This is a genomic window from Streptomyces sp. NPDC059850, from assembly GCF_042731515.1.
Classification (GTDB): domain Bacteria; phylum Actinomycetota; class Actinomycetes; order Streptomycetales; family Streptomycetaceae; genus Streptomyces.
On the sequence record NZ_JBHWJI010000004.1, the window covers coordinates 243,221 to 255,943 of the forward strand.

The following is a 12,723-nucleotide window of genomic DNA, read 5'->3' on the forward strand; positions in this document are numbered from 1 at the left end:
TGGCCCCGCTGGCAGGCCGGGGCCCGGGGTCCGGGGCTTGCCCCGGTTTCGGGAAGGGGCGGGGTGGGGGAAGAGTCGCCCCCGCGTTCCGTGCCCCGGCTGCGGGCCGGGGCCCGGGGCTAGCCCTGGGCGATGCTGTCCAGCTGTTCCACCGCCGGGCGCAGGGACCAGAGGTCGCCGCCCGGTGGGGGCTGGAGCTTGGGGAGGGCCGAGCGGGCTCGGCGGTCGCCCGCGTCGGCCGCCGCGTGCACGACGTCGCTCGCGGCGTACGCCTTGAACTCCAGGTCGGGGTACGGCCACGGCTTCGCCCCGGTGGCGGCGGGCAGCAGGAAGTCGACGGCCTTGAAGAGGTTCGAGCCGGTGGGACCGGTGTAGCGCCACAGGTCGACACCGACGTGCCGCCCGATGGCCGCCATCCGCGTGTAGGCGACGAGGTTGAACGTGGAGTAGTGGAAGCTGCGGGTGCGGGCGAGTTCCTGGGGCTGGCTGCCGTCGGCCGCGATCTGGGTGTCGATGCGCTGGGTCCGGGCGTCGCGCAGCACCTTGCGGGCGAGGTCGCGGTCGCCCACGGCGGTGGCGATGGCGGCGATCTGCATGTCGGCGAAGGTGCCGTGGTTGTTGTCGGCCGCGCTCTCCTCCTTGCCGAAGTCGCTGTTCACCAGCCAGTCCAGGAACTGCTTGTTCCAGGTGCGGAAGCCCGCGTGGTCGGCGCGCGACCAGCCCGGGGCGCCGGTGTCGAGGATGGCGGCGGCGTCCAGGAGGCTGGTGAAGCCCTGGGAGAAGTCGATGATGCCGATGGAGCGGCCGTCGTACATGCACGGGATGAACTGGGCGTGGTTCAGGCTGGGGTTCATCCGGGTCGCCGGGGTGATGAACCAGGTGCGCAGGATGTCGGCGGCGTGCTCGGCGTAGCCGCGCTTGCCGGTGTAGTACCAGGCGAGGGACAGCTCGTAGGCGGACTCGAAGACCTTCCCGACCTCGGGCCGGTCCGTCATCTTGTCCACATCGGGGTTCCGTTGGCCATCCTTCTGAACGTACGGGCAGCCATACGGGTTGTCGTCGGTCTTCGGCTTGCTGGGCCACCAGTAGGGGGCCTGGCTGAAGTAGTCGTGCTTGTCACCGCTCGGCGGCACCTGGTCCTTGTCGGTGACGGTCCACGGCCCCTGGGTCATCCACTGGTCGGCCTGGGTGGTCAGATCGCGCAGGGTCCGCTTCAGCGGCCGGTCCCCGAGCTGCAGTTTCAGCTTGGCGAGGGCCAGCCTGGGGCCGTCGAGCACCACCGTGTCCGGCACCCGGCCGGGCCACCGGCCGCGCTCGGCGCCGTGGGCGGACGGCGTCGCCAGGGTGGCCAGGAGGAGGAGCAGGGCGGCGAGGGCGACGAGGACGCGGGTGGGTCTCCCGCGCTCCACTGGAGTCGCAACCATCGGGCACTCCAATCAGATATCTGAACCAAATTCAGAATCGAGATTGGAGGTCAGAGTAGAACTGGATCATGGGCACGACAAGAGATCGTGCGGAAATAGCCTTGAGCCGGACGGCGGGGCATGCGCAGAGTACGGACATGAGCAGCGACGAGCGCCATGAGCGGCGGATGACCGGATGAGCGAGTGAGCGGCGGTACGGAACCGACTCCGCGCGACGTACGGCGCGCCCGCATGGCCGTCGCCACCGTGTTCGCGGTCCACGGCGCGGTCACCGGCAACTTCGCCACCCGTATCCCCTGGGTGCAGGAGGAGTTGGGCATCAGCGCGGGCCAGCTCGGCATCGCCCTCGCGTTCCCCGCCATCGGCGCGTCCTGCGCGATGCCCCTCGCGGGGGCGATCAGCCACCGCTTCGGCGTCCGCACCGCGCTGCGCGGGCTGATCGCCCTGTGGTGTCTGGCGCTCGTCCTGCCCCCGCTCTCCCCCGGCCTGGTGTGGCTGTGCGGCGCGCTCTTCGTCTACGGGGCGACCGCCGGGATGGCCGACGTCGCCATGAACGCCCTCGGCGTGGAGATCGAGGAACGGCTCGGCCGGTCGATCATGTCCGGGCTGCACGGCATGTGGAGCCTGGGCGCGCTGCTCGGCTCGGCGGCGGGCACGGTGGCCGCCCACGCGGGCACCGACGCCCGGGTGCACCTCGCGATCGCCGCCGCGGTGCTCACGCTGCTGGGCACCGGCGCCTGCCGGTGGGTCCTCGACCTGCGCAGCGCCCCCGAGGAGCAGCCACCGCCGCGCTTCGCCCTGCCGCCCCGCTCCGCGCTGGTCATCGGCGCGGTGGGGTTCTGCGCGGTCTTCGCCGAGGGCGCGAGCCTCGACTGGTCGGCGGTGTATCTGCGCGATGTGCTGGACTCCTCCCCCGGTGTCGCCGCCGCCTGCACCACGGCCTTCTCCTGCATGATGGCCGCCGCCCGGTTCGCCGGTGACGCGGTGGTGGGCCGGTTCGGCCCGGTGCGGACCGTACGGGCGGGCGGTGTGCTGGCCACGCTCGGCGGGGTGCTGGTGGTCACGGCCACCGGCCCGGTGCCCGCGATCGCCGGGTTCGGCCTCATCGGCCTGGGCATCGCGGTCGTCGTGCCCCTCGCCTTCGCCGCCGCCGGGCGCAGCGGCCCGGCGCCGAGCCAGGCGATCGCGGGCGTCGCGACGATCACGTACACCTCGGGCTTGATCGCCCCGGCGGCGATCGGCTCGATCGCCGACATGACCTCGCTGACCGCCTCGTTCGGCCTGGTCACGGCACTGTCGCTGGGGCTGGTGGCCGGGGCCGGGGTGCTGCGCGGCTCCGCCTCGGCGGCCCCGGACGGCGCCGCCGCCGAGCCGGGCCGGGCGGACCGCGCGCCCGATACGACATCGTCCTAGTCGGTCACAAATTAGTCCTGCACGAACTTCGTGGTGGTGAAGGAGGACATGTCCCGGGAGCCGGTGCCGTCGGTGATCCACCAGTGGGTCGGCTGCTGGCCGTACGGGCCGGTGGAGACGCCGGACCCCCAGTTCAGGACCAGCTCGTCCTTGCCGTCACCGTCGAAGTCACCCGCCCCCACGGGATGGGTGCGCCGCTCCTTCGCGGACATCTTCCGGCCGTCGGCCTTCGCGGGGCCCTTGCGCAGGACCGGGGTGCGGCGGTCACCGTCGACGAACGTGGCGCCCTCGTACGTGGCGACCAGGATGCCGTCGCGGCCGTCGCCGTCCGGGTCGGCGGCCGTGTAGCCGCCGGCCGCCTCGTACCCCTCCGGGGCCTTGGAGGCCACGGGCGACCGGCGGACGACCGGGTCCCCGCCGCTGCCGGGGTACACGGCGAGCGATCCGGAGACGTCCGACGGCTCGGTCTCGTTGCCGGGTTCGTCGTTGCGGGAGCCGTCGTCCCCGATGGCCACATCGCGCTGACCGTCGCCGTCGAAGTCGCCGAACGCGTGGGCGTTCCCGGCGCGCAGCTTCTTCCCCTCGGCGGACAGGCCGCTGCCACGGCGGGCCGGGTAGAGGGTGTTGCCGGACTGCTCGCCGTCGCTGACGGCGTGGACCAGCAGGGAGGTCGCGCGGGCCTTGCCGGACGGGTCGATGGCGTCCGCGGCCAGGTCCCCGTCCGTCCACGGCAGGGAGGTGTCGGTGCGCTTCGGATCGCCGGAGCGGGTGAACGGGCCGTACAGCACCACCGCCGAGGACCGGTTCTGGGCGAGCCCCGCGAGGTCGTGGTGGCCGTCGCCGTCGAAGTCGCCGCGTACGACGGAGGTCACGCCCAGCTTCGACGCGCTCTCCGGGAGCTTCACCGGGGTCGCCTCGGCGCCCTTCCCGGGGCGACCGGGTCCGCCGGGTCCGCCCCAGGTGACGTGCGGGACGGTCCGCGCGGCGCTGATGTTCCCGTCGTCCGCCATCTCGCCCTCGGCGTTGGTGACGACGTCCGAGAAGCCGTCGCCGTCCAGATCGGCGGTCACCACGCCGTCCGTGGGGACGTGATCGGGCCCGGCGCCGGGGGTGGTGTCCGAGGCGGCGGGCAGGCCCAGATCGCGGCGGCCGTGGACGGTACGGGTCGCGGGGTCGAGGCCCTTCGCCGAGCCGTAGACCACCGCGACGCGCTCGTCCCGGCCGGTCTTCTCCGGGTCGCGCCGGGCCGGGGCGGGCAGTACGAGGTCCCGGTGGCCGTCCCCGTTGAGGTCGTCCGGGTCCTTCGACCCCTTTCCCTGGCCCGGTGCCCGGCTCTCGGCGGGCGCGCTGGGCTGCCCCTTCGAGGAGGACGGTTCGCCGCCGTCCGAGCCGCCGCATCCGGTGAGCGGGGCGAGTACGAGACAGACGGCGCCGACGGCGAGGGCGGGGCGGGTGGCGTGGGAGGTGGATCGAAATGTCATGTGCTCGACCCTCACACTTAACGGGGCGTCAACTCCATAGAAGCGGAACGACTGTTGCCCAGTTGTTGATCAATCGTCGGGTAGCCGCCGGTCGCTCACGCCGGGGGTACGATCACCAGCGCACGACTGATGTCACAAATCAACATTGTCCCCGCAGAGCGGAGAGAACGTGTTCATCGCCTACGTCACGGTCACCATCCTCGGCGCGGTATTCAACGGCGGCGCCGCCGTCACGTATCTGATCGGCCACGAGTACCCGAAGACCCAGGCGGACATGAAGGGCATACCGCGGAAGTACGTACCGGTGCTGGGCACGTTGCTGGCGGCGGGCACCGTGGGACTGCTGGCCGGGTTCGCCGTGCCGCTCCTGGGGACTCTCGCCGCCTCCGGCCTCGTGCTGTACTTCATCGGCGCGATCATCGCCCATCTGCGGGTGGGCTCCCGCGACATCGTGGGCGGGATCGTGTTCCTGGCCACGGCGGTGGCCGCCCTCACCCTGGGCCTGCTCGACCACGGCGCCTGGTAGCCGCCCCGGGGCCCGGCGACGATCGGCGGGCCCCGGTACCGGCGGGCTCTACAGACCGGCCGCGAGGCGGCGGGAGAGTTCGACCCGGCGGGTCTTCAGCGTGGCGGTGCGCGGCAGTTCGGCCAGCGGGATCTGGACGGGGTCCGCCAGCTGCGGGTACGCGGCCGTGGCGGCGCGCCAGCGGTCGGGGTCCAGCGGCTCGTCGCGGTGGGTGCAGACGACCGGGACCGCCGTGTCCCCGGGCCCCGGCACCACGACGACCTCGGCCAGCTCCGCCAGCTCGTCCAGGAGGATGTCCTCGATCTCAAGGTTGCTGCCCACCCCGGGGATCGCGTCGAACTCGCGGTCCAGCATGTGCAGGCAGCCGAACGAGGTGCGGTAGCCGACGTCCCCGGTGCGCCACCAGCCGTCGCGCACATTGGCGTCGTAGCGCTCCTGCTCGCCGTGGTACGTCTTCGCTATCCCGTCCCAGCGGACCTCGATGAAGCCGGGGTTCGCCTGCGAGGGCCGCCTGCCGTCACGGCTCACCAGCCTGACCCGGGCGCTGCCCGGCAGGGGGTAGCCCACGCAGCGGCCGTCCATCCGGTGGACGAACCGGCGGTAGTACGGGCGCCCGGCCGCGGGGCCGACCTCGCTCTGCCCGTAGATCTGGAAGAACTGCGCCCGCTGGGCGGAGGCGTGCAGCAGACGGCGTACCGTCCTCGGGTGGATCGCGTCGAAGGTGCTGCTGAAGTACTTCACCGACGCGAACGGGCGGCGCTCGTCGTCGGCCAGATCCTCCCAGGCCAGGAAGGAGTTGGGCAGCGCCTCGATCAGCCAGGGGCGGCGTTCGGCGAAGAACGCGGCGACGGCGTCCGGGGTGCCGTCGTTCACCAGCAGCGCGGGCATCCCCTTGAGAAGGCAGAGCGACATCGCCGCGAACGTCCGGGAATGGCCGAAGGGGATGTGGATCGCGACGGTCCCCCGCTTCCTCATCAGCCCCAGCAGGAACAGCTGCGGGCGCAGCCGGGACCGCATCGTCCGGGGCGTGTGCACGACCAGCTTGGGCAGTCCCGTGGTGCCGGAGGTGTGGGTGATCATCGCCGGTTCGTCCAGTCCGCGCAGGACCGGCCGCACCGGGACCTTGCCGTCCAGGCCGGCGAGCGCGACCGCGCCCGGACCGGCGTCACCCACGCCGATCACGCCCCGGGTCAGCTCGGCCAGGTCCACACCGTCCTCGGTCAGGGAGCGCAGTTTCGGCCCGTCGGTGACCAGGTACGGACGCTCCAGCCGGGCCAGCAGGGCGGCGATGGCCCCGGAGTCCAGGTGCTGCGAGAGCATCACCGGGACCGCGCCGACGCGCTCCACGGCCGTCGCCAGCAGCCAGAGGTCGAAGTTGGGGGCCTTGCAGATCACCACATGGCCGCCGGGGCGCACCCCGGCGGCGGCGAACCGGTTCGCGATGTCCGCCACATAGTCCGCGAGTTGACGTACCGTCAACCTGCGCCCGGCCTCGGGGAGGACGTCGAGGTCGTGGTCGAGGACGAGCGGCATGGCGCCTCGGACACGCGCGGCTCGCTCCGGTACGACACCGAGGTAGAGGCCGTGCTGGTGCGGCGGCGTACCGGCCGAGGCGGCGCGGTTCGCCTTGTGGCTCAGCTTGTGCAAGAGCGTGCTTCCCACGGTTTTCTCCCTTTTCAGCGGTCGCGGTAGGCGACCATGTCGGCCAGTTCCGCGAGGCGCAGGCGCCAGCGGTGCGGCAGCCCGGCGTCCGCCAGGGCCGCGCGGGCGTCGGCGACCAGGGCGTCGATCCGCTCCTCGACCTCCGCGCGCACTCCGGAGGCCAGCAGGGCGGCCCGGAGTTCGGCCGGGTTCCAGTCGGCGTGGCGGCTGTCCTCGACCAACCGGGCGACCCGCGGGTCCTTGGCCGCGCCCAGCGCGATCAGCAGGGTCATCTTGTGCTCGCTGAGGTCCAGGCCGGTCGGCTTGCCGGTCACCGTCGCGTCTCCGAACGCGTCGAGCAGGTCGTCCCGCAGCTGGAACGCCTCCCCGGCCGCGACCCCGTACGTCTCGAAGACCGCGTGCAGCCCGGGGCGTCCGGCGATGGCCGCGCCGAGGGCGAGGGGGCGGTGGATGGTGTAGCGGCCGGACTTGCAGACGGCGACCCAGCGGGCCAGCTCCGGGTCCGGCTCCACCTCGGCGGCCAGCGCGATGTCGAGTTGCTGGCCGATGATCATCTCTGTGACCAGCTCGTGCCACACCCGCGCCGCCGGGCCGGTCAGCCTGCCCGCGAGCCGGTTCGCGTAGCTGAGCGCCAGGTCCCCGGCGAGGAGGGCGACACCTTCCCCGTACCGGCGGGACTCCCCCGCCCAGGCGCGCCGCGCGTGGAGGTCCGCGTACGCGGCGTGGACGGTCGGGGCGCCGCGCCGGGTGGGCGAGTTGTCCATGATGTCGTCGTGGATGAGCGCGAACGCGTGCAGCAGTTCCAGCGCCGCCGCCGCGTCGACGACCGTGTCCTCGTCCGCGGCGCCGCCCGCCGCCAGATAGCCGGTGACGCAGAACAGGGGGCGCAGCCGCTTGCCTCCCGCCGCGACCAGCTCCGCGACGGCCGCCACCGGCACCGCCACCCGGGCGTCCACAGTGCTCCAGTGCGTCTTCTCGGCGCTCAGCAGCTCCTCGATCCGCCGGTCGACGCGGTCCAGAAGCTTGCCGCAGGTCTCCTCGTCGACACCGTCGCGCTCCGCCACCGCTTCCTCCCCGGCCTCCGGTTCCGCCAGCTCCGGCGGCAGTTTGAACGCCACGTTCTCGGTGGCCGTCACCTCCGTCTCGACGTCCTGGAAGCCCAGGTCCGCCAGTCGGCGCAGCACCCGTTCCACCAGCGCCTCGGGCACGCTCGCCCCCGCCGTGAGGCCTACCGTGCGTACGCCCTCCAGCCAGGCGGCGGCGAGCAGGTCCGGGTCGGACAGGAGCCGGGCAGCGGTGCCCGCGGCCCGGGCGACCTCCACCAGGCGCAGCGAGTTGCTGGAGTTGGCGGAGCCGACGACGAGGACGAGGTCGCTGCGGCTCGCGATCGCCTTCACCGCGTTCTGCCGGTTCTGGCTGGCGTAGCAGATGTCGGCGCTGGCCGGGCCGGTCAGCCCCGGGAACCGCTCGTGGAGGACGGCCACGATCTCGGCCGTGTCGTCCACCGACAGCGTGGTCTGCGTGAGGTACGCGGCCGTCGTGCCCGGTGCGAGGTCGAGCCGTCCGGCCTCCGCCACGCTGCCGACGACGACGGTGCGTTCCGGGGCCTCTCCGTAGGTGCCCTCGATCTCCTCGTGGTCGGCGTGGCCGATGAGGATGAGCGTGTCCTTGTCGCGGGCGAACCGGACGGCCTCCTGGTGGACCTTGGCCACGAGCGGGCAGGTCGCGTCGATGACGGTGAGCCCGCGCCGCCGGGCGTTGTCGCGGACCTGCGGGGACACCCCGTGTGCGGAGAAGACGCACACGGCCCCGGCCGGTACGTCCTCCTCCGAGTCGACGAACCGGGCGCCCTTGCCCTCCAGTTCCCGCACGACGTGCTCGTTGTGCACGATCTGCTTGCGTACGTACACGGGCGCGCCGTGCACCTGGAGCACGCGCTCCACCGTCTCGATGGCCCGGTGGACTCCGGCGCAGGCACCCCGGGGCTCGGCGAGCAGAACTCTTCGCAGGGCGGACGGCATGGTTTCCCCCTCGGATTCCTGAATTCCGTACGGATGCAGCCGTTCCGACGGTGATCGGTGGACCGCGAAACGCATCCTCGGCTCCGTCCCTTGCCGGGGAATACGCGGCGAGTTGGCCCCGGCTTGGCGGCAAGCGGACACCAATCCCGGACCCAGTGGCCCCCAAGTCAGCGCTGGCATTCTCACGGCGAAGAAGTGATCCGGTTCCCGGGTTTTCCCGGTTTCCGGGTTTTCCCGGAATTCGAGAGAGCGAACACCACATGAGCGGTCTCATCGTCCCGCCCGGCCACGGCCGGAAACTCGTCACCAAGGCGCAGGACGTCACCTTCAAGGTCACGGCCGCGGACGGCTCCTCCGCCTCCGTGTTCGAGGTGGTCGTGCCGCCGGGGTTCGACGTCGGCGCGCACACCCACAGCCATTCCCAGGAGTTCTTCTACGTCCTGGAAGGGGAGCTGGAGCTCTTCGCGTTCGAGCCCACCGAGCGGACCCCGGACACCTGGCACGACTGGGAGTCGCCGAAGGGCGACCGCGCCACCCGGGCGGTCACGGGCAGCTGCATGTTCGTGCCGCCGGGCTGCCCGCACGCTTTCCGCAATCCGACGGACGAACCGGCCCGCATGCTCTTCCAGAGCTCGCCCTCCCCGGAGCACGAGCGCTACTTCGAGGAGATCGTCGAGATCTTCGCCGCCGGGCGGTCGGTGGACTCCGAGGCCGTGGAGCGGATGCGCGAACGCTACGACGTCCAGCAGATCACCCCGCTCCGCTTCACCCCGCCCGCCCAGGAGCCGAGGGGTGACCTCCGATGACGGTGACGACCACGGACAGCATCCCGCTCGTGCACGCGAGCCTGGGCGAGCGGGAACTCGCCGCCGTCGCCGAGGTGTTCGCCTCGGGCTGGCCAGCCGGCCAGGGTCCGAAGGGCAAGGCACTCGAAGCCCAGCTGAAGCAGCGCTACGGCGTCGGGGACGCGGTCACGCTCAGCAACTGCGGCGCGGCGCTCCACCTGGCCATGCTGGCGCTCGGCGTCGAGCCCGGCGACGAGGTGATCGTCGCCGATTACACCTTCCCCGCCCCGGCCCACGCGGTGCGCTACGTCGGCGCGACCCCGGTCTTCGCGGACGTACGCCGCGACACCGGCACCATCGACCCGCGAGCGGTGGCGGATCTGATCGGCCCGCGCACGGTCGGCGTGATCGCGGTGGACACCGTCGGACTGCCCGCCGACTACACCGAACTGATGGCCCTCGCCGACCGCCACGGCCTGTTCGTCGTCGAGGACGCCGCGTGCGCGGTCGGCGCCGTCTACCAGGGCCGCCCGGCGGGCGCGCTGGCACCGGTGGCCTGCCTCTCCTTCCACGGCCGCAAGGGCGCCAGCAGCGGTGAGGGCGGGGCGCTGCTCGCCGCCGACCCGGTGATCGGGGCGGATGCCCGGCTGCGGTCGTCGTTCGGCATCGGGAGCATCTACGACCAGGCACGGGTGGTCGGCCTGCCGATCCCCTCGTTCACCGACATCGGGTACAACTACAAGCTCTCCGACATCGCCGCCGCGATCCTCCAGGTACAGCTGGACCGGGTGGACGAACTCCTGGCCCGCCGGAGCCGTATCGCGGCGTCGTACGCGGAGCTGCTCGCCGACGAGGAACTGCTCACGGTGCCGTACGTGCCCGGGGACCGCACCCACGCCTGGCAGTCCTACCTGGTGACCCTCGACCCGCGGGTGGACCGCTCCGGGCTAGCCGCCGCGCTGCGCGCCCGGGGCGTCGGCTGCGGGCACGGCACCTGGGCCTGCCATCTGCAGCCGGTGTACGACACCGCCCTGCGCTGTCCGGTCTCGGCGGATCTCTTCCAGCGCAACCTGGCCATCCCCATGCACGCCGAGCTCCGCCCGGACCAGGCCGAACGCGTCGTGGACGTGCTGCGGGCCGAGCTGAAGAACCACCTGCGCCCGAGCTGACCTCACCCTGATGTTCTTCACCTTCTGAGAGGCAGACGCCGGACATGCCCATCCTTTGCAAGCCCTCGGTGCGCGTACCGGAATACACCATCACCATGGAACAGACCCTGGATTTCGCCAGGAGAGCCCATGCGGGAAAGCCGCAGCTTCCGCTCGCACTCCGGCTGATAGAGAACACCGGGGTACGGAAGCGGCACCTGGTGCAGCCCATCGAGAAGACCCTGGACCACCCGGGATTCGAAGAACGCAACCGCGTCTACGAGACCGAATCGAAAAAGCGCTGCCCCGACGCCGTCGAGGAGGCCCTGGCGAACGCGTTGCTGCGGGCCGAGGACATCGACGCGATCATCTATGTGTCGTGCACCGGATTCATGATGCCCTCGCTCACCGCGTGGCTGATCAACACCATGGGGTTCCGCTACGACACCCGGCAGCTGCCCATCGCCCAACTGGGCTGCGCGGCGGGCGGGGCGGCCATCAACCGCGCCCATGACTTCTGCGCGGCCCACCCGGACAGCAACGTACTGATCGTCTCGTGCGAACTGTGCTCGCTGTGCTACCAGCCCGACGCCGACGACATCGGCTCACTGCTGTCCGACGGGCTGTTCGGCGACGCGGTCGCGGCGGCCGTCGTACGCGGCCGTGGCGGCCCCGGCGTCACCGGTGTCCAGCTGCGGCGCAACGCCTCGTACCTCATTCCGAACACCGAGGAATGGATCTCCTACGCGGTGCGCGACACCGGGTTCCACTTCCAGCTCGACCGCCGGGTGCCGGGCACCATGGAACCGCTCGCCCCGGTGCTGCGCGACCTCGCCGAGGAGCACGGCTGGGACGCGGCCGACCTCGACTTCTACATCATCCACGCCGGCGGCCCCCGCATCCTGGACGACCTCGCCACCTACCTCGGGGTCGACCGCACAGTCTTCCGGCACAGCTGGGGGACGCTGACCGAATACGGGAACATCGCCAGCGCGGTGGTGCTCGACGCGCTGCGCAGACGGTTCGAGGAGGGGCCGCTGCCCGCGGACGCCACCGGCGTGATCGCCGGCTTCGGCCCTGGCATCACCGCCGAAATGGCCCTGGGCACCTGGGTCGACGGCACCGCCCATCACCACAGGGAGCGCCCGGCCGCCGAGGCCGCGCCGCGCCCGTACGCGGGGAGGATCGCATGAGCGGCACCGACAGCACCGGCAGCCCGGAGGCCGGACCCACCTCCGACCGGATCATGCGGATGATCAACGGCTACTGGGCCACCGGAGTTCTGGGCACGGCGGCGACGTACGACCTGTTCACACACCTGGAGGACGGCGCCGACACCCCGGAGGCGCTGGCCGAACGGGCCGGGATCGCGCCGCGCGGCGCACAGGCGCTGCTGGACGGTCTGGTCGCCCTGGACCTGGTCGAGGTGGTGCGGGGCCGCTACCGCAACACCCCGGAGGCGGCCACCTTCCTCGTGGCGGGGCGGCCGGTGTCCCTGGCCGGGTTCGCCCGCCTCAAGATGGGCCACCTGGAGTCGCTGGCCGCACTGCCCGACGTCGTACGCGCCGGGGGGCCGGTGTCGGACGCGGTGGTGGAGGTCGCCGACAACCCGCACTGGGAGAACCTCGTCCAGGCCATCGCCGCGCAGTCCGTGCCCGTGGCACACATCGCCGCCGAGGCGCTCGGGCTGGCCGCCGCCGGGAAGGTCTCGATCCTCGACATAGGCGGCGGTTCGGGGGTCTGCTCGGCCGTCTGGCTCGGGCTCAACCCCGACGCCCGCGCCACCCAGATCGACTGGGCGCCGATCAACGCGATCGCCCGGCGGCTGCTGGCCGAGCGAGGCGTGGGCGACCGGGTCGACCACGTCGACGGCGACTTCCACACCGTCGGCTTCGGCGAGGGCGACCACGACATCGTCATGTACTCCAACATCGCCCACCAGGAAGGGCCTAAGGCCAATCAGGCGGTCTTCACCCGGATACGCCGGGCGCTGCGGCCCGGCGGCACGCTCGTTGTCTCCGACTACATCACCGACGACGACCGCAGCGGCCCGCCGTTCGCCCTGACCTTCGCCGGGGAGATGCTGCTCAAGAGCCGCCACGGCTCGACGTGGCGGCGCCGCGACTACCACGCGTGGCTCACCGCCGCCGGGTTCGAGGACATCCGCTTCCTGGCCACCCCCTCCCCCACCACCCTGGTGCTCGCTCGCTGACCCGCCGAATAAGCCACCGGCGCGGCGGTTTCCGTTCGGGAACCGCCGCGC

General features: G+C 72.1%; 10 protein-coding genes. 6 read left to right on the plus strand and 4 right to left on the minus strand.

The features are described 5' to 3' along the window. Positions 1-119: 119 nt before the first annotated feature. Positions 120-1,424, minus strand: coding sequence for an alginate lyase family protein (locus tag ACFV9T_RS05420; protein ID WP_385436794.1), 1,305 nt, complete (start codon positions 1,422-1,424; stop codon positions 120-122). A 231-nt stretch (positions 1,425-1,655) separates the two neighbouring features. Here ACFV9T_RS05420 and ACFV9T_RS05425 point away from each other — a divergent pair, with 231 nt between their 5' ends. Beyond that, positions 1,656-2,837, plus strand: coding sequence for an MFS transporter (locus ACFV9T_RS05425; RefSeq protein ID WP_385436823.1), 1,182 nt, complete (start codon positions 1,656-1,658; stop codon positions 2,835-2,837). Positions 2,838-2,848: 11 nt separating this feature from the next. Here the strand turns inward: ACFV9T_RS05425 and ACFV9T_RS05430 are convergent, their stop codons facing one another. Next, complete coding sequence (locus ACFV9T_RS05430) at positions 2,849-4,318, minus strand: hypothetical protein (RefSeq protein WP_385436795.1); 1,470 nt, start codon at positions 4,316-4,318, stop codon at positions 2,849-2,851. 169 nt (positions 4,319-4,487) lie between these two features. On the opposite strand from ACFV9T_RS05430, the gene ACFV9T_RS05435 reads away from it, so the two are divergent. After that, positions 4,488-4,844, plus strand: coding sequence for a DoxX family protein (locus ACFV9T_RS05435; RefSeq protein ID WP_385436796.1), 357 nt, complete (start codon positions 4,488-4,490; stop codon positions 4,842-4,844). Positions 4,845-4,892: 48 nt separating this feature from the next. Here the strand turns inward: ACFV9T_RS05435 and ACFV9T_RS05440 are convergent, their stop codons facing one another. Together ACFV9T_RS05440 and ispH are read right to left on the minus strand one after the other, a co-directional pair. Continuing rightward, on the minus strand, positions 4,893-6,482 hold the full coding sequence (locus ACFV9T_RS05440; protein ID WP_385436824.1) for a class I adenylate-forming enzyme family protein: 1,590 nt from the start codon (positions 6,480-6,482) through the stop codon (positions 4,893-4,895). A 38-nt stretch (positions 6,483-6,520) separates the two neighbouring features. Then, positions 6,521-8,527: a 4-hydroxy-3-methylbut-2-enyl diphosphate reductase gene (ispH, locus tag ACFV9T_RS05445; RefSeq protein ID WP_385436798.1), complete on the minus strand. Its 2,007-nt coding sequence runs from the start codon at positions 8,525-8,527 to the stop codon at positions 6,521-6,523. 260 nt (positions 8,528-8,787) lie between these two features. Between ispH and ACFV9T_RS05450 the strand changes: the two genes are divergently transcribed. The 4 genes from ACFV9T_RS05450 to ACFV9T_RS05465 are packed head-to-tail and all read left to right on the plus strand — an operon-like array spanning position 8,788 to position 12,672. Further along, entirely contained in the window at positions 8,788-9,333 is a 546-nt protein-coding gene (locus ACFV9T_RS05450; protein WP_385436799.1) for a cupin domain-containing protein, read from the plus strand. Further along, complete coding sequence (locus ACFV9T_RS05455) at positions 9,330-10,481, plus strand: DegT/DnrJ/EryC1/StrS family aminotransferase (RefSeq protein ID WP_385436801.1); 1,152 nt, start codon at positions 9,330-9,332, stop codon at positions 10,479-10,481. Before ACFV9T_RS05450 ends, ACFV9T_RS05455 begins: the two co-directional genes overlap by 4 nt. 44 nt (positions 10,482-10,525) lie before the next feature. Beyond that, the gene (locus tag ACFV9T_RS05460) at positions 10,526-11,653 is read left to right on the plus strand and encodes a type III polyketide synthase (protein WP_385436802.1); all 1,128 of its coding nucleotides are present in this window, start codon (positions 10,526-10,528) and stop codon (positions 11,651-11,653) included. Further along, the gene (locus tag ACFV9T_RS05465) at positions 11,650-12,672 is read left to right on the plus strand and encodes a methyltransferase (protein WP_385436803.1); all 1,023 of its coding nucleotides are present in this window, start codon (positions 11,650-11,652) and stop codon (positions 12,670-12,672) included. The genes ACFV9T_RS05460 and ACFV9T_RS05465 overlap by 4 nt, the downstream gene beginning before the upstream one ends. Positions 12,673-12,723 lie beyond the last annotated feature (51 nt).

What these genes read in the sequence shown, in the direction of transcription:
- ACFV9T_RS05420 (WP_385436794.1), bottom strand. Translation starts at nt 1,424, where the DNA reads ATGGTTGCGACTCCAGTGGAGCGCGGGAGACCCACCCGCGTCCTCGTC.
- ACFV9T_RS05425 (WP_385436823.1), top strand. Translation starts at nt 1,656, where the DNA reads ATGGCCGTCGCCACCGTGTTCGCGGTCCACGGCGCGGTCACCGGCAAC.
- ACFV9T_RS05430 (WP_385436795.1), bottom strand. Translation starts at nt 4,318, where the DNA reads ATGACATTTCGATCCACCTCCCACGCCACCCGCCCCGCCCTCGCCGTC.
- ispH (WP_385436798.1), bottom strand. Translation starts at nt 8,527, where the DNA reads ATGCCGTCCGCCCTGCGAAGAGTTCTGCTCGCCGAGCCCCGGGGTGCC.
- ACFV9T_RS05450 (WP_385436799.1), top strand. Translation starts at nt 8,788, where the DNA reads ATGAGCGGTCTCATCGTCCCGCCCGGCCACGGCCGGAAACTCGTCACC.
- ACFV9T_RS05455 (WP_385436801.1), top strand. Translation starts at nt 9,330, where the DNA reads ATGACGGTGACGACCACGGACAGCATCCCGCTCGTGCACGCGAGCCTG.
- ACFV9T_RS05460 (WP_385436802.1), top strand. Translation starts at nt 10,526, where the DNA reads ATGCCCATCCTTTGCAAGCCCTCGGTGCGCGTACCGGAATACACCATC.
- ACFV9T_RS05465 (WP_385436803.1), top strand. Translation starts at nt 11,650, where the DNA reads ATGAGCGGCACCGACAGCACCGGCAGCCCGGAGGCCGGACCCACCTCC.